Source organism: Proteus mirabilis ATCC 29906, from assembly GCF_000160755.1.
Taxonomy (GTDB): domain Bacteria; phylum Pseudomonadota; class Gammaproteobacteria; order Enterobacterales; family Enterobacteriaceae; genus Proteus; species Proteus mirabilis.
The window spans coordinates 1,435,281-1,452,758 of the sequence record NZ_GG668576.1 but is presented as its reverse complement, the minus strand read 5'-3'; the positions used below and the strand labels follow the sequence as shown (position 1 = coordinate 1,452,758).

15 protein-coding genes are annotated in these 17,478 nt (G+C 38.3%); 13 read left to right on the top strand and 2 right to left on the bottom strand.

The genetic code is table 11. From position 1 onward, the window contains the following. The first annotated feature begins 1 nt into the window (after nucleotide 1). The 10 genes from cysN to rpoS all read left to right on the top strand — a co-directional run bounded on the left by cysN (nucleotide 2) and on the right by rpoS (nucleotide 9,281). Complete coding sequence (gene cysN, locus HMPREF0693_RS06520) at nucleotides 2–1,459, top strand: sulfate adenylyltransferase subunit CysN (RefSeq protein ID WP_004244355.1); 1,458 nt, start codon at nucleotides 2–4, stop codon at nucleotides 1,457–1,459. Continuing rightward, nucleotides 1,459–2,073, top strand: a complete 615-nt coding sequence (gene cysC, locus HMPREF0693_RS06515; protein ID WP_004244354.1) for an adenylyl-sulfate kinase — start codon at nucleotides 1,459–1,461, stop codon at nucleotides 2,071–2,073. The genes cysN and cysC overlap by 1 nt, the downstream gene beginning before the upstream one ends. A 291-nt stretch (nucleotides 2,074–2,364) precedes the next feature. After that, nucleotides 2,365–2,655 (top strand): cell division protein FtsB, encoded by a 291-nt coding sequence (gene ftsB / locus HMPREF0693_RS06510; protein ID WP_026090399.1) that lies wholly within the window; start codon nucleotides 2,365–2,367, stop codon nucleotides 2,653–2,655. A gap of 39 nt (nucleotides 2,656–2,694) precedes the next feature. Continuing rightward, complete coding sequence (ispD, locus tag HMPREF0693_RS06505) at nucleotides 2,695–3,441, top strand: 2-C-methyl-D-erythritol 4-phosphate cytidylyltransferase (protein WP_004244352.1); 747 nt, start codon at nucleotides 2,695–2,697, stop codon at nucleotides 3,439–3,441. Nucleotide 3,442: 1 nt separating this feature from the next. Next, nucleotides 3,443–3,928 carry a 2-C-methyl-D-erythritol 2,4-cyclodiphosphate synthase gene (gene ispF / locus HMPREF0693_RS06500; protein WP_004244351.1) on the top strand — a complete coding sequence of 162 codons (486 nt, stop codon included), beginning with the start codon at nucleotides 3,443–3,445 and terminating at the stop codon, nucleotides 3,926–3,928. Next, nucleotides 3,925–4,977, top strand: coding sequence for a tRNA pseudouridine(13) synthase TruD (gene truD / locus HMPREF0693_RS06495; RefSeq protein ID WP_004244350.1), 1,053 nt, complete (start codon nucleotides 3,925–3,927; stop codon nucleotides 4,975–4,977). The genes ispF and truD overlap by 4 nt, the downstream gene beginning before the upstream one ends. Further along, a complete protein-coding gene (surE, locus tag HMPREF0693_RS06490; RefSeq protein ID WP_004244347.1) occupies nucleotides 4,955–5,719 on the top strand; it encodes a 5'/3'-nucleotidase SurE in 765 nt (254 codons plus the stop codon). The genes truD and surE overlap by 23 nt, the downstream gene beginning before the upstream one ends. Then, nucleotides 5,713–6,339 (top strand): protein-L-isoaspartate(D-aspartate) O-methyltransferase, encoded by a 627-nt coding sequence (locus HMPREF0693_RS06485; protein ID WP_004244345.1) that lies wholly within the window; start codon nucleotides 5,713–5,715, stop codon nucleotides 6,337–6,339. The genes surE and HMPREF0693_RS06485 overlap by 7 nt, the downstream gene beginning before the upstream one ends. A gap of 153 nt (nucleotides 6,340–6,492) precedes the next feature. After that, a complete protein-coding gene (nlpD, locus tag HMPREF0693_RS06480) occupies nucleotides 6,493–7,617 on the top strand; it encodes a murein hydrolase activator NlpD (protein WP_004244344.1) in 1,125 nt (374 codons plus the stop codon). A 674-nt stretch (nucleotides 7,618–8,291) separates the two neighbouring features. Further along, nucleotides 8,292–9,281 carry an RNA polymerase sigma factor RpoS gene (gene rpoS, locus HMPREF0693_RS06475; RefSeq protein WP_004244343.1) on the top strand — a complete coding sequence of 330 codons (990 nt, stop codon included), beginning with the start codon at nucleotides 8,292–8,294 and terminating at the stop codon, nucleotides 9,279–9,281. A gap of 65 nt (nucleotides 9,282–9,346) precedes the next feature. Here rpoS and mutS read toward each other — a convergent pair whose 3' ends face one another. Together mutS and HMPREF0693_RS06465 are read right to left on the bottom strand one after the other, a co-directional pair. After that, nucleotides 9,347–11,911 (bottom strand): DNA mismatch repair protein MutS, encoded by a 2,565-nt coding sequence (gene mutS, locus HMPREF0693_RS06470; RefSeq protein ID WP_004244341.1) that lies wholly within the window; start codon nucleotides 11,909–11,911, stop codon nucleotides 9,347–9,349. A gap of 200 nt (nucleotides 11,912–12,111) precedes the next feature. Further along, on the bottom strand, nucleotides 12,112–12,549 hold the full coding sequence (locus HMPREF0693_RS06465) for an acetyltransferase (RefSeq protein ID WP_004244339.1): 438 nt from the start codon (nucleotides 12,547–12,549) through the stop codon (nucleotides 12,112–12,114). 416 nt (nucleotides 12,550–12,965) lie between these two features. On the opposite strand from HMPREF0693_RS06465, the gene licT reads away from it, so the two are divergent. The 3 genes from licT to HMPREF0693_RS06450 all read left to right on the top strand — a co-directional run bounded on the left by licT (nucleotide 12,966) and on the right by HMPREF0693_RS06450 (nucleotide 16,731). Next, the gene (gene licT / locus HMPREF0693_RS06460) at nucleotides 12,966–13,826 is read left to right on the top strand and encodes a BglG family transcription antiterminator LicT (protein WP_004244338.1); all 861 of its coding nucleotides are present in this window, start codon (nucleotides 12,966–12,968) and stop codon (nucleotides 13,824–13,826) included. A gap of 107 nt (nucleotides 13,827–13,933) precedes the next feature. Continuing rightward, a complete protein-coding gene (locus HMPREF0693_RS06455; protein WP_004244336.1) occupies nucleotides 13,934–15,823 on the top strand; it encodes a beta-glucoside-specific PTS transporter subunit IIABC in 1,890 nt (629 codons plus the stop codon). Nucleotides 15,824–15,906: 83 nt separating this feature from the next. Then, complete coding sequence (locus HMPREF0693_RS06450) at nucleotides 15,907–16,731, top strand: PHP domain-containing protein (protein ID WP_004244334.1); 825 nt, start codon at nucleotides 15,907–15,909, stop codon at nucleotides 16,729–16,731. Nucleotides 16,732–17,478 lie beyond the last annotated feature (747 nt).

Below are 17,478 nucleotides of genomic sequence, written 5' to 3'. Positions count from 1 at the left end.
TATGGGACTTGCAGCCATCAAAACCAACCAACTGATCGCCGGTGAAATAGCACAATCAGGTGGTGTAGAAAATTATTTAAAAACACAACAGAACAAAGGGTTATTACGTTTTTTAACCTGTGGCAATGTTGATGACGGAAAAAGCACCTTAATTGGTCGCTTACTTCATGATACGCGGCAGATCTACGAAGATCAGCTCTCCACCTTACAAAACGAGAGTAAAAAGATTGGTACTCAAGGTGAAAAATTAGATCTCGCTTTGCTGGTGGATGGTTTAGCGGCTGAACGAGAGCAAGGGATCACTATTGATGTAGCTTATCGCTATTTTTCAACAGCCAAACGAAAATTTATTATTGCCGATACGCCGGGACATGCACAATATACCCGCAATATGGCGACAGGAGCATCAACGAGTACGCTTTCTATTCTGCTGATCGATGCTCGAAAAGGGGTGCAAGAGCAAACTCGCCGCCATAGTTTTATTAGCACACTCCTTGGGATCCGTCACTTAGTGGTCGCGATTAATAAAATGGATCTACTTGATTATCAACAAGAGATCTTTGAGTCGATCCAACAAGATTACCTGCACTTTGCACAACAATTACCGCGCGATCTTACTATCGAATTTGTGCCTATCTCTGCACTGGAGGGAGATAATGTAGTATCTCCTTCATTAAATATGCCTTGGTATACAGGAAAAACACTGTTGGCATTACTTGAAGATGCGCCGGTTAAATTTAAATTAGGGGCTAAATCTCAAAGATTGCGTTTTCCTGTACAGTATGTGAATCGCCCTGATTTAGATTTTAGAGGCTACAGTGGCACAGTTTCATCAGGCTCTCTTTATCAAGGACAACAAATCAAAGTATTACCCTCAGGACAGCGTTCAACCATTAAACGTATTGTGACTTTTGATGGCGATCTGACTCAGGCGCAAGTGGGTCAAGCGATTACACTGCTGTTAGCGGATGAAATCGATATTAGTCGTGGCGACATTATTGTTGATGCTAACGATACCACTGCTAATGTTAGCAATCATGCGTTGGTGGATATCGTATGGATGTCAGAACAACCGTTAGTACAGGGGCAAACCCTTGATATCAAAGTAGCGGGCAAAAAAAGTCGTGCCAAAATAGAGAATATTCACTATCAAGTTGATGTGGATAAGCTCACTCAACAAGTGACCGAAAGTTTAGCGCTAAATGCCATTGGGCATGTTGAAGTATTATTTGAAGAGCCATTGGTGCTGGATAACTATCAACTTAATGCACAAACAGGGGGGCTTATTTTTATTGATAGATTAAGCAATGTCACGGTGGGTGCTGGTCTTATTCGAGAAATTCGCGACAACGTGCAACCCACAACTTCCCAATACGATGCATTTGAAATTGAACTCAATCAGTTGATCCGCCGCCATTTTCCGCATTGGGGCGCAAGAGACTTACTGGGAGGAAAATAGTGACGATACATCAAGATATTGTCTGGCATCCTCATCAAATAGGGTTAAAAGAGCGTGAAGCACAACAGGTACACAAAGGATGTGTACTTTGGTTTACTGGGTTATCTGGGTCAGGTAAATCAACACTGGCTGATGCGCTAGAGCAAACCTTATATCAGTACTCGACACTCCATGCGCCTATCCGCACCTATTTATTAGATGGTGATAATCTACGCCATGGTTTATGCCATGATCTTGGGTTTAGTGAACAAGATAGGCATGAAAATATTCGCCGTGTAGGGGAAGTGGCTAAACTAATGGTTGATGCCGGATTAATTGTCTTAACAGCATTTATTTCTCCTTATCAGCAAGATAGACAACAAGTAAGAGAAAGGTTTGCTCAAGGGCGATTTATTGAGATCTTTGTTGATACACCTTTAGCCCTTTGTGAAGCACGTGATCCTAAAGGCCTCTATCAAAAAGCACGACGAGGAGAGATCAAACAGTTTTCTGGCATTGATTCACCTTATGAACCACCCACTGCGCCAGAAATTCATTTAGACGGCTCACTCGCGATTAATGAGCTTACACAACAAATCCTCGCTTATTTACAGCAACAACAAATTTACCGCTAATCATATCTCTACATCATTTTCTCTTATCTGGGAAAATATGTAGGGATAGAAGGGGTTTTTTAATAAACTGATTTGGCGGCAAATACAGTGTAAATACCACTTCTTTACTTACCACTCCAGTAGATAAAAACGCGCTTTTAAGCATATAACTTATACTTTATCTGAAAAATAGCGTGATTGTTTATGTTAAGGGTGGGGGGAATACGAATATTCATGTAATATATCTGCGCGCTTTTGTGGCGCAGATGGGAGAGTTGTGGGATGATTAGCCCATTCATTTTGGGGGTGGTAATGGGGAAATTAACAGTCTTACTTCTGATCTTACTTGGTTTTCTACAATATTCATTGTGGTTAGGTAAAAATGGTATTCATGATTACAACAAAGTAAGTCAAGAAGTTGAATCTGCATTAGCGCAAAACGCACAATTAAAGTCGCGTAATGATCGCTTATTTGCGGAGATTGATGACCTCAATGGCGGGCAAGAAGCATTAGATGAGCGTGCTCGTAGTGAACTTGGCATGATAAAGCCTAATGAAAGCTTTTATCGTATTGTTAATGATAAATCCCAACCACGTCGTTAATTTGTTGAATTAATAGTGTGCCTTGATATAAATACTATAATGAATATACCAAACTCTACTTTTCCTATTGTGGCGGTTATTCCCGCTGCCGGCATAGGTAGTCGAATGCAAGCAACCTGCCCGAAGCAATACCTTAAAATTGGCAGATTGACTATCCTTGAACATACTATTAATGCGCTATTAAAACATCCACGCATTTCGCAAATTATTGTCGCAATTAACCCAGAAGATGACTATTTTTATCACCTAGCTCTTGCTAAAGATAAACGAATTATTGTCGTTAAAGGAGGGGGGCAACGTGCTGATTCGGTATTATCAGGGCTTCGCTATATTACAGAACATCTTGCGCAAAATACATGGGCGCTAGTTCATGATGCGGCAAGACCCTGCCTGTCCTTTAGTGATTTGGATAATCTTATTCAACTCATTGATGATAACCATCTTGATCCTCAATTTTGTGGTGGGATCTTAGCCTCTCCTGTGCGTGATACGATGAAACGTAGTCATCAACAAGATAACCATATTGAAAAAACAGTGGCAAGAGACACGCTATGGCATGCTTTAACGCCACAATTTTTCCCTGCGGCCTTGTTAAAACAAAATCTTGAAAACGCATTGGCACAGAACGTACCCATTACTGATGAAGCATCTGCGATGGAATTTGGTGGATATGAACCCTTATTAGTTAAAGGCCGTGCGGATAATATAAAAGTCACACAACCAGAAGACTTGGCTCTTGCAGAATTTTTCCTCTCTCGACAAATTACCAGCATAAGGAACACATAATATGAGAATTGGACACGGTTATGATGTACATAAATTTGGCGGAGAAGGCCCAATTATTATTGGTGGTGTGAGAATTCCTTATGAACAAGGTCTACTAGCCCATTCAGATGGTGATGTTGTACTACATGCGGTGACAGATGCCATTTTAGGTGCTGTTGCGATGGGCGATATTGGTACGTTATTTCCTGATACCGATCCGGCTTATAAAGGTGCGGATAGCCGAGTATTATTGCGCGAAGCCTTTTCAAGAGTGATGGCTAAAGGTTACCGTATTGGTAATCTTGATGTCACTATTATTGCTCAGGCACCTAAAATGCTACCTCATACTCCACAAATGCGTGTCAATATTGCTGAAGATCTCCATTGTCATGTCGATGATATCAATGTTAAAGCGACCACTACTGAGAAATTAGGTTTTGTAGGACGCAAAGAAGGTATCGCTTGTGAAGCGGTGGTGTTATTAATCAAAGAGTCTTTATCTCAATGAGTGATTTACCAGAACTTCATTGGCTACATGGCAAACCGACAGCGACAGGGCGATTAAAATCGACACCAGAAGATTTTAAGGTCAGCGAAGATCTCGGCTTTACCTTAGATGGTGAAGGCGAACACGTGATGGTTAGGGTCAGAAAAACAGGTTGTAATACGGCTTTTGTGGCTGAAAAGTTAGCTAAATTTGCCGGTATTCATCCTCGAGATGCTAGTTATGCTGGGCTCAAAGACAGAAATGCGGTTACGGAACAATGGTTTTGTTTACGTATGCCGGGTAAAGAGATGCCCGACTTTAGTCAATTTACGTTAGAAGGTTGCGAAATATTAGCAACTACCCGCCAGCAACGTAAGCTACGAATTGGTACATTAAAAGGGAACCATTTCACCTTAGTATTACGTGATATCTCCGATGTGACATCGGTGGAAACTCGTCTAGTAGAGATACAGAAACAAGGGGTTCCTAACTATTTTGGTGTGCAACGCTTTGGTCGTAATGGCGACAATTTACGCCAAGCATGGCGTTGGGCAACCAATGAAATTCGGGTAAAAGAGCGTAGCAAACGTAGCTTTTATCTCTCAGCAGCACGTAGTGCGATGTTTAATCATCTGGTGAGCCAACGACTTGAGCGTCATATTTATACTCAAGTGCTTTGTGGTGATGCGATGCAATTGCACGGTAAAAGAAGTTGGTTTGTGGCAGAAGAAGCGGAACTTGCCCAAACACAAACACGCTATGAAGAGCATGATATACATATTACCGCTCCACTGCCGGGTAAAGGTGACTTAGGTACACAAGCTCAAGCACTGATATTTGAAACCGACAGCTTAGCTGACTACGAAGCATTATGGTCATTAGCGCAACAAGAGCGAGTTGATACCACTCGCCGTGCGATTAATTTGCTACCAGAAAATATGTCATGGCATTGGCTAGATGATACTACGGTTTCTTTATCGTTCTTTTTGCCAGCAGGAAGTTTTGCCACTAGCGTTGTCCGTGAATTGATATTATTAGGGAATATTGATGCTGAAAATATTAGTGAGTAATGACGATGGTGTTATGGCAAAAGGGATACAGACACTCGCAAAAGCCTTACGCCAGCGTTATGATGTACAAATTGTCGCACCGGATCGCAATCGTAGTGCAGCATCCAATTCATTAACTATTGATAGACCGTTACGTAAACAGCGACATGAAAATGGTGATATTGCGATAGTTGAAGGTACACCCACGGATTGTGTCTATCTCGGTGTTAATCATCTCGTCAGACCGCGTCCAGATATTGTGGTGTCTGGCATTAATCATGGCCCTAATTTAGGGGATGATGTGCTTTACTCAGGTACGGTTGCTGCCGCTACTGAGGGCCGGTTCTTAGGTTTACCTGCGATTGCGGTATCACTTGATGGCGAAACGCATTTTGACACCGCAGCCCAAGTGACTTGTGATGTTTTAGCTATGCTACAACGAGTACCTTTAAGAGCTGGGAATATTTTAAATATTAATGTGCCTGATATTCCGTTAGCGGAGATCAAAGGTTTTCGTATAACACGTTGTGGAAGTCGTCATGCTTCACAACATGTTTATACACAAACAGATCCAAAAGGAAATACCCTTTATTGGATCGGGCCTCCTGGCGAAAAAAATGATGTGGGGCCGGATACAGATTTTGCAGCGGTTGATGCAGGTTATGTCTCCATCACACCATTACATGTTGATTCAACAGCGTATAAAGCGCTTGAGTTATTAAAAGATTGGTTAAATAAAGCAGAGGTCGAAAAAACATGTTAAGTCGGTCAATGAAAGACTTACTGACAATGTTAAAACAACACGGCATCAATGATGAGCGTCTGTTGGAAGCTATGAGCAAAGTACCCCGAGAGCTATTTATTGATGAAGCGCTCTCCCATAAGGCTTATGAAAATACGGCTTTACCTATTGGTAATGGTCAAACTATTTCACAGCCTTATATTGTTGCTAAAATGACATCACTGCTTGAATTACAAGCAACGGATTCTGTGTTAGAGATTGGCACAGGCTCTGGTTATCAAACTGCAGTATTAGCAAACTTAGTGCATCATGTCAGTTCAGTTGAACGGATAAAAATATTGCAGTGGCAGGCAAAACGACGCTTTAAACACCTTGATTTACATAATATTTCGACTCGTCATGGTGATGGTTGGGAAGGTTGGGTATCAAAAGGCCCCTTTAATGCTATTATTGTTACTGCCTGTGCAACAGAAGTACCGCAACGACTCTTGATGCAATTAGCTGATGGTGGCAGGATGATCATTCCTGTCGGTGAACAGCAGCAGATGCTTAAGTTTATTCGTCGTTTAGGTAATGATTTTCACTATCAATCTATCGAGGCTGTACGCTTTGTCCCCCTAATTGCGGGTGAGTTAGCATAACTTCCAGATAAATCTGACCATTTTTTATTACTGCTTTTTTGTAGCTTGTCGTAATCTGCACTAATAAATGAAATATTTTCAAAAAATTGCAGTCTCTTTGTGTTACTCAACAAATTGCTAGACGCTAATGCCTTTTAAAAGGGAGAAGGAAGTATGAATTCAGAAAGCCCAATTAAGCATGTCCGCTGGGCAATCATGTGTTCGGTAATCGGATTTGCATTAACAGGCTGTGCCGACACGCCTTATCGTCCTGCACCGATAACCTCTGTCAATGATAGTTCGTCAAATCGTACCGTTTCTACATCACCTGTTACAACTAACAGTAATGCAGGAGTGGCAACACCTATTGAAAGAGGTTCAACTCCGTTACAAACAACGCCTCCTCCTTCTATTAGAGTGAATAACACAACCGCGCAGCCTCAAAGCCAGCCTCGTACGCAAAATGTTACCCCTCAAAATGTCAATACGGATGGTAGCGGACGCATTGTGTATAACCGTAATTATGACAATATCCCTAAAGGGAATTACAGCGGTAACACTTATACGGTTAAACGTGGCGATACAATGTTTTATATTGCGTGGATCACGGATAGTGATGTAAAAGATTTGGCCTCAATGAACAATATTCCAGAGCCATATAGCTTAAATGTTGGACAAGTACTTAAGATTGGTAACCGTCAAGTTAATACCGGTACCAATACCAATGTAAATACTTCAGTAATTAATAAACCAAGTAGTGAAGGCGTTCAGACGGCACAAACTAAGCCGTCAAATAATAATAGCTCAATGGGGCCGTTGATCACGAAACCAACAACAACGACACCGCCAAAGACAACGACTTCGACACCAACAACTTCGGCAACAACCAGTAATAACACAACGGCAACCTCTAAACCTGCAGCCGCAACAGGTAAATGGGTATGGCCAGCACAAGGTAAAATTATTGAGAGCTACTCAAATGCACCTGGTGGTAATAAAGGTATTGATATTAGTGGTACACGAGGTTCACCCATTGTGGCAACAGCCGCAGGTAAAGTGGTTTATGCAGGGAGCGCATTACGAGGTTATGGTAATTTAGTTATCATTAAACATAATGATGAATATCTCAGTGCTTATGCTCATAACGATACAATCTTGGTACGTGAACAGCAAAATGTAAATGCAGGACAGCAAATTGCGACCATGGGAAGTACTGGTACTAGTTCTGTTCGATTACACTTTGAGATCCGTTATAAAGAAAAATCACTTAACCCAATGAGCTATTTACCTAAAAGATAAATAAACGCTTAACGTTGTTAGTGAATAATCTGAAAATTAAGCCCTTTTGTTAATATTAACAAAAGGGCTTTTTTAGTTATTAAATTAATTAAAACCTTGAAAATAAATTTCTTTCACTAAGTAAGATTGCTTAGTTGGAACGTAAGCAAAATGAGATATTTCTGTCAAATTATAGATAAGATTAAATTAGACTGTTGATTATCGAACAATGAATGAGTATGCTAAAAAACGTTAGTTAAAAGTATGAATAAAAATCTAATGTATTCAAAGATAGTGTATTGAATTAACTTATTGTTTTTATTATAGGTTTGTTTTTTGTCTTATCTTTAGAATAATATATATTATTGAATATTATTTTATTATTGCGGATTTTTGTTTATCTTTTTTTTGATGTACATTGTCACATATTGCTTGTTAAACAGTGAATATACGTATAGATAAATATACGTAAAATAATAATAATTGCTGTTAATAACTAATACTTATAGTTAATAAATATATTGAATAAACTATAAAGTAAATTAACAGTAAAACAGATTATGTTATTTTTTTATTTTGTAATTCGTTACAAGGGAAAATCAGTAAACCCGTTGTGTCGTGACACAGCGATAAACTGGTAAATCGATCTCATTAAGAGCGTCGTTTACCTAAATTATCAAGGGTAGGAGCAGCTGATGAGCCAAAGTACGCTAAGAGTAGACGAGTTATATACTGATGATATTGATGAGAACATGGAAGAGTTCGATGAAGCAGCCGCAACAAAAGAGGCTGAAAATGAATCTGACGCTCAAGATGAAATTGAACTCATTGAAGGAGTCAATCAGCGTGCGTTAGATGCAACTCAGCTCTATTTAGGAGAAATTGGCTATTCTCCATTGTTGAGTGCTGAAGAAGAAGTATTCTTTGCTCGTAGAGCGTTACGAGGTGATATCCCATCAAGACAACGGATGATAGAGAGTAATCTACGTTTAGTTGTTAAAATATCTCGCCGTTATACGAACCGAGGGTTAGCTCTTCTTGACTTAATTGAAGAAGGTAATTTAGGCCTTATTCGTGCTGTTGAAAAGTTTGATCCTGAAAAAGGGTTTCGTTTTTCAACCTATGCCACATGGTGGATACGTCAAACTATTGAACGTGCCATTATGAACCAAACCCGCACTATTCGTCTCCCCATTCATATCGTTAAAGAACTCAATGTCTATTTAAGAACCGCAAGAGAATTAGCACATAAGCTCGATCATGAGCCAAGTGTTGAAGAAATTGCGCAAACGCTGGATAAACCGGTCGATGATGTCAGCAAAATGCTACGTTTAAATGAACGTATTTCTTCTGTTGATACACCGATTGGTGGGGATTCAGATAAAGCCTTACTAGATATTATTTCAGACGAAAATGAAGAAGGGCCAGAAGCAACCATTCAAAATAATAACCTCAAGGAAAATATCGTAAAATGGTTATTTGAATTAAATCCAAAACAGCGTGAAGTATTAGCGCGTCGCTTTGGATTACTGGGTTACGAGGCTGAAACATTAGAAGATGTTGGTCGAGAAATTGGTTTGACAAGAGAGCGGGTTCGTCAGATCCAAGTTGAGGGATTGCGTCGTTTAAAAGATATTCTGCAAGGGCAAGGATTATGCATAGAGGCACTTTTTAAGATGAACTAGTTGCTTTAGATGCTCAATGCGTTATCAAGCCGATTAGTTAAATTAACTAATCGGCTTTTCTTTTGTTATTTATTTAGCTCTTTTAAGTGATAGAGCAATTCCAACGCTTGTTTTGGAGTTAATGAATCAGGATCAATTTTATTTAATGCTAATTCAACTTCAGAAGGCTCAATATCTGCTAATAACATCAGTTGTGACGTTTCTACATGGCTTGCCCCTGAATGACCAGATAGGGTTTCTAACTCTTTTAATTTCTGCTTTGCACGGCGGATCACCTCTTTTGGCACACCGGCTAATGCCGCAACCGCTAAACCATAACTTTTACTGGCAGCACCTTCTTGAACACTGTGCATAAAGGCAATAGTTTCCCCATGCTCTACCGCATCTAAGTGAATATTGGCAGTGCCTTCTAGTTTTTCTGGCAGTGTCGTTAATTCAAAATAGTGTGTGGCAAAGAGTGTCATCGCTTTAATGCGATTCGCTAAATTTTCGGCACAAGCCCAAGCGAGAGAAAGCCCATCATAAGTAGAAGTGCCTCGGCCAATTTCATCCATTAACACTAAACTGTTTTCAGTGGCATTATGAAGAATATTTGCGGTTTCTGTCATTTCCACCATAAATGTTGAACGACCTGAAGCCAGATCGTCAGAGGCACCCACGCGGGTAAAAATACGATCAATTGGGCCTATTACCGCTTTTTCTGCGGGCACAAAACTACCAATATAAGCCAGTAGCGTAATTAATGCCGCTTGACGCATATAGGTACTTTTACCGCCCATATTAGGGCCGGTAATAATGAGTAGACGACGTTGAGGCGCGAGTTGTAGAGGGTTTGAGATAAATGGCTCACTCAGTACTTGTTCTACAACAGGGTGACGTCCATCAGTGATTTGAATACCTGTTTTTTCTGTTAATTCAGGGCGTGTATAATTGAGTGATTCTGCACGCTCAGCGAGATTAGCCAGAACATCGGTTTCAGCTAACGCTTCAGCACTGGTTTGTAAGGCGGTTAGATGAGGTAATAGTTTTTCGAAAAGCTCTTCGTAGAGCATTTTTTCAATTGCTAATGCTTTACCTTTAGAGGTTAATACCTTGTCTTCATACTCTTTTAGTTCAGGAATAATATAGCGTTCAGCATTTTTCAGTGTTTGACGACGCACATAGTGCATTGGGACTAAATTGCTTTGGCCACGACTGACTTGTATGTAGTAACCATGAACCCCATTAAAGCCAACCTTTAAGGTATCAATACCCCATTTTTCACGTTCACGAACTTCAAGCTTTTCAAGATAGTCACTCGCACCGTCAGCCAGTGCTCGCCATTCATCTAATTCTGCATTATAACCAGGGGCTATCACACCCCCATCGCGTACTAATACGGGTGGTGTTTCAACAATGGCATTTTCCAGTAATTCACGCAACTCATCAAACTGGCTGATACGCTGCTGTAATTCTTTAATATAGGGCATATCCGCCTGATCAAGCACTTGGTGGATATCTTGATATTGTTGAAAGGCATGGCGCATACGTGATAAGTCACGAGGGCGAGCGGAGCGCAATGCTAAACGAGCAAGTACCCGCTCTAAATCACCCACCTGACGTAAAAAAGGCTGTAATTCAAAATAGAGGGGTTGTAAGGCACTAATGGCATCTTGGCGTTTAATTAACTGTTCACGCTGGCGTAAAGGGGTGTGTATCCAACGTTTGAGCATGCGGCTTCCCATTGGGGTCACGCACAGATCAAGTACAGATGCCAAGGTGTTATCACAACCGCCAGCAAGATTTTGGGTTAATTCTAAATTACGGCGAGTGGCTGCATCTAAGATAATGGTATCTTGTGGACGCTCCATGGTAATGCTACGAATATGAGGCAACGCAGTGCGTTGCGTATCTTTAACATATTGTAATAAGCAACCTGCGGCACAAAGTGCAAGTCGGGCATTTTCAACACCAAATCCAGTTAAATCACGGGTTCCAAACTGTAAATTAAGTTGTTGTTTGGCGGTTTCACACTCAAACTCCCAAATTGGACGCCGGCGTAAACCTTGCTGACGCTCAATTAATGCCATTGACTCAAAGGTTTCTGGATAGAGTAGTTCTGCTGGGTGAGTGCGTTGCAGCTCGGCAGCCATACTTTCACTATCCGGCATTTCAGTGACCCGAAAACGTCCAGAGGTAATATCTAAAGTGGCATAACCAAAAGCGCCATTTTTATCTTGCCAGATAGCGGCTAATAGATTGTCTTGGCGCTCTTCAAGTAGCGCTTCGTCCGTAACGGTGCCCGGTGTGACAATACGGATCACTTTACGTTCAACAGGGCCTTTGCTGGTGGCCGGATCACCAATTTGTTCACAGATGGCAACGGATTCTCCCAATTGCACTAATTTAGCCAGATAGTTTTCAACCGCATGATGAGGAACGCCAGCCATAGGGATAGGTTGACCTGCCGACTGACCTCGTTTTGTTAATGAAATATCTAATAAGCGTGAGGCTTTTTTAGCATCATCAAAAAACAGTTCATAAAAGTCACCCATACGATAAAACAGTAAGATTTCTGGGTGCTCTGCCTTAAGCTTAAGATACTGCTGCATCATGGGGGTGTGGGATTCGAAATTTTGGCTGTCAGTCATGGTGTCGTCTTTCTTAACGTATTGAAGTTTATCTCGTTTGTGAGTATTGGTTGTTAAACTCTATCTGGTTTTATTTCACAAACATCATACCATAAGGTTTCAGTGTGTTGCTTTAATCATCTAAATATCTTTGCCAATAAAAGTATGAGTGATGGCTTATTTTTTTGGAAAAATAATAATAGTTATGTTTTCTTATTGTCTTACTTAGCTCTACTTAGATGCAATAATGGGTACGCTCTTCCTTGATTATCCAACTCCGAACGTCCCGATATTTGAAAGCCCATATGCTGATAAAAACCGACGGCTTGCTGATTTTGTTCATTGACATCAACGCTTAAATTAGGATGAAGAGTTAATGCGTGTGATATTAACTGTTTTCCTATCCCTAACCCTCGTGCTGATGCATCGATAAAAAGCGCCTCTAGATGACCGTCATGTAAAAACATAAAGCCGAGTGGGCGATCTTGTTGATTAGTAGCAACCCATACCGGTGTTTCGGAAAAAAAACCGATAACTTCTTTTTCAATCTCTTGGCGATCGTCAGCTGTCAGAAAGTCATGTGTAGCATCGACTGAATTTTTCCAGATTTGTATGATTTCAGGTGCTTCTGAAGGGCGTGATATTCTGATTTTTAACATTTTTTACCTTTAGATAGACCTATTATATTAAAATAAACTTATACTAATGATATTAATGTCATTTTTTCTGATAAAAAAGTTATTTTTAAGTGTTGGAGCTAATCTAGAGGATATTTATTTTTTATAAAATATTATCATATGGTTATAAATTAAAATATAAAGCCATCAGCTGGTATCGTTCTTACCTTAAACAATCTTTTTTTAATAAGTCGGATAAATATGTGATCTATTACTAACTTTACCGTGCTAAGTTTGACGATATAAATATCCCATGTTAACGTCCTAGTAAACGTAGGGATTGTAATAGTACCTGGCTTACTACACAAAACCCATTTGTAGATGAAAAGTATTTTTTGTCTACAAATGGGTTTTTGCGTTTTTAAGCCTTAATAAAAGAAAATTTTTGAGCATGCCAGATGAACATGAAAATTAAAAAAATATTAAATAACAGTGTTGTGATCTCTCTGGATGAAGCAGAAAAAGAAATTATCGTCATGGGAAAAGGGATTGCCTACGCCAAAAAAGTAGGTGATGAGATAACATCTGAACAAATAACCAAAAAATTTATCTTAAGTCCTAAAAATTGTCCGCAGAGAGTGCTCGATCTTTTATCGAATATTACGTTAGATTACGTAGAAATTGCGGACAATATTATTCAGTATGCAAAAGAAAAAATGACCTTAGATACACAAGATAGTATCTATATTGCATTGATTGACCATATTCAAGCCAGCATTGAACGGTATAAAGAAGGGACTTTTATAAGAAATAAAATATTGTGGGAGATAAAAAATTTTTATAGTGAAGAGTTTGATATTGGTCTTTATGGCTTAAAATTAATTAATGATAGATTTAACATTTCAATGCCAGAAGATGAAGCAGGATTTATTGCATTACATATCGCCAGTATTAGAACAAACGATAATATTCAGCAAACCTACAAAGTGACCCACTTTATCCAAAGCATTACTAATATAGTCAAATATTATTTAAATATAGAGTACGACATAGGATCGTTAAATTATCGTCGTTTTGTGACACACCTTCGCTATTTCTCCATCCGATTATTTTCACAACCTGAAAATGATCACGAACCTTTAGAAAATGAGTTACTCGATATAATAAAAGACAAGTACCATCAACCTTATATGTGCTGTTTGAAAATAAGTAAATTTATTAAAGATAAATATAATTGCACCTTAGATGACAATGAAATTTTATATCTAATAATCCATATTGCAAAAATTGCAGAGGATAATAAAAAGATGAATAAATAAAAAATATGCCGTAATAATAAATCATTTAAATTTAGTTGGTTAGGCGATAACCAACTCTATCCATATATCTTTAATTTATTTTTACAGAATAAATAAAAGGCAATGCTATGAATTATAAAGAATTTGCAAAACAAATTCTCGCTATTGTTGGTGGCGAGGATAATATAAAGTCATTAGTACACTGCTCGACTCGATTACGTTTTACATTACATAATGAAGATAAAATTGATCCTTCAAAAGCCAAAGCAAATAGTAAAATATTATCTGATGTGATGAAGGGAGGACAATATCAACTGGTTATCGGTAATGATGTTGATAAAGTATTTAATGAACTAACAAAAATGATAAAAACAAATAATACTCCTCATGATAATAATAAAGACCAGAAGAAACAGTCTATCGTAAATAAAATATTATCAGCAATTACTGGCTCTATCGCTCCGGTTATCCCTCTGTTAGCGGGTGCCGGTATGGGGAAAGTGTTACTTATTGTATTAACGATGCTAGGTTGGTTGGATAAAAGTGACCAAACCTATTATATCCTTAACTTTATCTTTAATACGGCCTTCTATTTTATGCCGGTATTTATTGGTTTCTCGGCGGCGAAAATATTTAATTGTAACCAATATTTAGCTGCGATGGTCTGTTTAGCGATGGTCAGCCCTGAATGGACAAGCTTAGTTAAAGCCGGTGAGCCTGTCGAATTTATGCATATTCCTGTCGCTTTGGTTAAATATTCATCTCAACTGATCCCTGCTTTAATTACTGTTTGGATGATGTCTTATATAGAACGCTTTATTGTTCGTATTGTGCCAGAAATGGTTAAAGTATTTATGGTGCCTTTATTGGTGATTTTAGTTTCGACACCTATTGCGTTGATTGCGGTCGGTCCTGTCACTTCATGGTTCGCTCAATTAATTGCTGATGGGGTGATCTTAATCCAAGAGCACACCGGTTTTATTGCTATTCCATTATTAGTGGCTATTTATCCATGGTTAGTATCTATTGGTATGCATAAAGCACTTAGTCCTGTCAGTATTATGTTAGTGGAACAAAAAGGCTTTGATCCCATTATTCGTGTGATGGCGCTATGTTCTAATATGTCTCAGGCTGCTGCTTCTTTAGCTGTTTCTGTACGTACTAAAAACAAAACCTTAAAACAATTAGCTTTTTCTGCCAGTATTACCGCCTTTTTTGGTGGTATAACTGAACCCGCTATGTATGGGGTTAACCTCAAACTGAAAAAACCAATGTACGCTTGTATGATTGGTGGTGCTATTGCAGGATTATTTGCTGGTATTGTTAAGTTAAAAGCGTTCGTCTATGTCACTCCGGGGTTATTAAGTTTACCAATGTGGATATCTGATACAGATAACCAAGTGGTAAATGCAATAATCACCTTATTGATTGCCAGTGTAGCCACTTTTATTGCAACGCTTATTATTGGTTTTGATGATCCTACTGATGACCCAATCCGTGACGAAGAAGAAAATAATAAACAAGCTGCATCAACCAACAAAAAACCACAAATAGCGAATAGTAAATTACCTGTTGGGTTAATTTCACCTCTACAAGGTAAAACGGTTGCACTTTCAGAGGTTAATGATGAAACATTTGCTTCTGGCATTATGGGACCTGGCATGGCAATTATCCCCACAACAGGAAAAGTGATTGCACCTGCAGATGGCGTTGTTGATATTACCTTTTCTTCTGGTCATGCGATTGGCTTAACACTGGTTAACAATATTGAAATGCTGATCCATGTGGGGATTGATACCGTTAACTTAGCGGGACAGCACTTCACATGCTGTGTCGTTAAAGGTCAGAAGGTGACAAAAGGTGATACGCTAATTGAATTTGATTTAGATGCGATAATAGCCGCAGGCTATGATCCAACAACGATGATCATCATTACTAATGATGATAATAAGCTAGACGTTGTTCAGACCGATAAAAAACATGTCGACCAAAATACAGTTTTACTAACCGTGGGTTAAAACAATATGAATAACAAGCTTATGGTAACTAACGATTATTGCGCGACTATTTTTAATGGAAGAATTAACAGAGGTACTTCTTCATGATCTATGCTGATTTACATGTTCACACAAACCATAGTGATGGTGTTTGTGAAATAAAAGATGTCCTTGAAAATGCATTTAGAAACGGCATTAAGACTATTGCGATCACCGATCACGATACTACCAATCATTATGACGAAATTTACCGAGAAGGGGAGCGTCTTGGATTAAATATCGTCAAAGGTGTTGAAATGAGTTGTTATGACTTTGACGTTTATAAAAAAGTCCATGTAGTGGGACTTTGGCTTAACGAAAAAACGCCCAACGTTGACAAGCTGTGTGATAACACTCTCAACTGTCGTGATCAGTTTCACCGAGAATTAATATTATCTCTCAATCAACAAGGCTACGATATTTGTTATGAAGATGCGAAAAAGTTCTCAAAATATAATATCGTTTTTAAAATGAATATATTCCAAGCATTGAGAGAAAAATATCCAGAGGAAATGACCAAAGAGCGTTATAAACAACTTTTTGGCTCTAAAACAAAAATAGAAACAGACTTAAAAATGGGATATATCCCTGTTGATGAAGGAATTGCTGCTATCTTACAAGATGGTGGTATTCCTATACTTGCTCACCCATGTGTCTATGACAACTATGATGAAATAGAAAAATATGTCCAGTTTGGATTGAAAGGATTAGAAATAAGTCATTCTAGAATGAAACCTATCGACTATGAACTGACCCAAAACTATGCTAATAAATTTGGTTTGCTAAAAAGTGGCGGTAGTGACTTCCATGATCCTGCGTTACTTAAATTTGGCGATTTTGGCCTAAATCAAACACAATTTGAGACCTTAAAAAAGGACGCAAATAAATAAGTAATGATCTGACTTGATATAATGAAACGATTAAACGCCCAGATGGTTTATTGGGCGTTATCTTTAAGCCCCCATATTGTCTTTTCTCACATTATCCAACCCATTTTACATCTTCTTTTTCTGCTTGGTCGTCTGATTTTTAATCGACATTGTCAGTAAACCCTGTTACTAATCTTATTTTTGAGATAGACACCAGCTATTTTTATATCTGAATTAGTATGATTTTAAAAAAATTGATTTGCGAATTTGAGCAAAACCGATTTTTCTCATCATAATTTTTACCCACTTTGATGGGGATATCTAATCAATATAGCCGTGTTATTTTAAGCAAAATGAACGTTGTAATTATTAAAAAAACATCAATTACTTAATTTTATCTTATTGAGATGCTCTTTTTTTGATTGTAAATATATCGCAAAAATTAAAGTAAACTAAATTAATTTAACTTAAGTGAAAATAATTAACACGCAGTGCGTGTAAAATTGCATTTATTAACGAATTTAGACTAAGTAATTTTACTATTGAATTTATTCATTTTTTTCTACATGCATGAAACAAAAAATAGATAAATATTTAACAAACAATAGTTGTAAACTATCGTATTTTGATTATCTATCGTTTTAAACATGTTTACATAAATTGATAAGCAAACTATTGTCTCTGCAAATCAGATGTAAATCGTATTTTAAATTTTTCTATTTAAATTTATTAATGAGAATAAAGTAAGTGGTAATTTACATATACGAA

Coding starts and splice junctions, on each gene's coding strand:
- ftsB (WP_026090399.1), top strand. CDS start 2,365: ATGGGGAAATTAACAGTCTTACTTCTGATCTTACTTGGTTTTCTACAA.
- HMPREF0693_RS06450 (WP_004244334.1), top strand. CDS start 15,907: ATGATCTATGCTGATTTACATGTTCACACAAACCATAGTGATGGTGTT.
- licT (WP_004244338.1), top strand. CDS start 12,966: ATGAACATGAAAATTAAAAAAATATTAAATAACAGTGTTGTGATCTCT.
- HMPREF0693_RS06465 (WP_004244339.1), bottom strand. CDS start 12,549: ATGTTAAAAATCAGAATATCACGCCCTTCAGAAGCACCTGAAATCATA.
- ispF (WP_004244351.1), top strand. CDS start 3,443: ATGAGAATTGGACACGGTTATGATGTACATAAATTTGGCGGAGAAGGC.
- cysN (WP_004244355.1), top strand. CDS start 2: ATGGGACTTGCAGCCATCAAAACCAACCAACTGATCGCCGGTGAAATA.
- HMPREF0693_RS06485 (WP_004244345.1), top strand. CDS start 5,713: ATGTTAAGTCGGTCAATGAAAGACTTACTGACAATGTTAAAACAACAC.
- nlpD (WP_004244344.1), top strand. CDS start 6,493: ATGAATTCAGAAAGCCCAATTAAGCATGTCCGCTGGGCAATCATGTGT.
- rpoS (WP_004244343.1), top strand. CDS start 8,292: ATGAGCCAAAGTACGCTAAGAGTAGACGAGTTATATACTGATGATATT.
- HMPREF0693_RS06455 (WP_004244336.1), top strand. CDS start 13,934: ATGAATTATAAAGAATTTGCAAAACAAATTCTCGCTATTGTTGGTGGC.
- ispD (WP_004244352.1), top strand. CDS start 2,695: ATGAATATACCAAACTCTACTTTTCCTATTGTGGCGGTTATTCCCGCT.
- truD (WP_004244350.1), top strand. CDS start 3,925: ATGAGTGATTTACCAGAACTTCATTGGCTACATGGCAAACCGACAGCG.
- surE (WP_004244347.1), top strand. CDS start 4,955: ATGCTGAAAATATTAGTGAGTAATGACGATGGTGTTATGGCAAAAGGG.
- mutS (WP_004244341.1), bottom strand. CDS start 11,911: ATGACTGACAGCCAAAATTTCGAATCCCACACCCCCATGATGCAGCAG.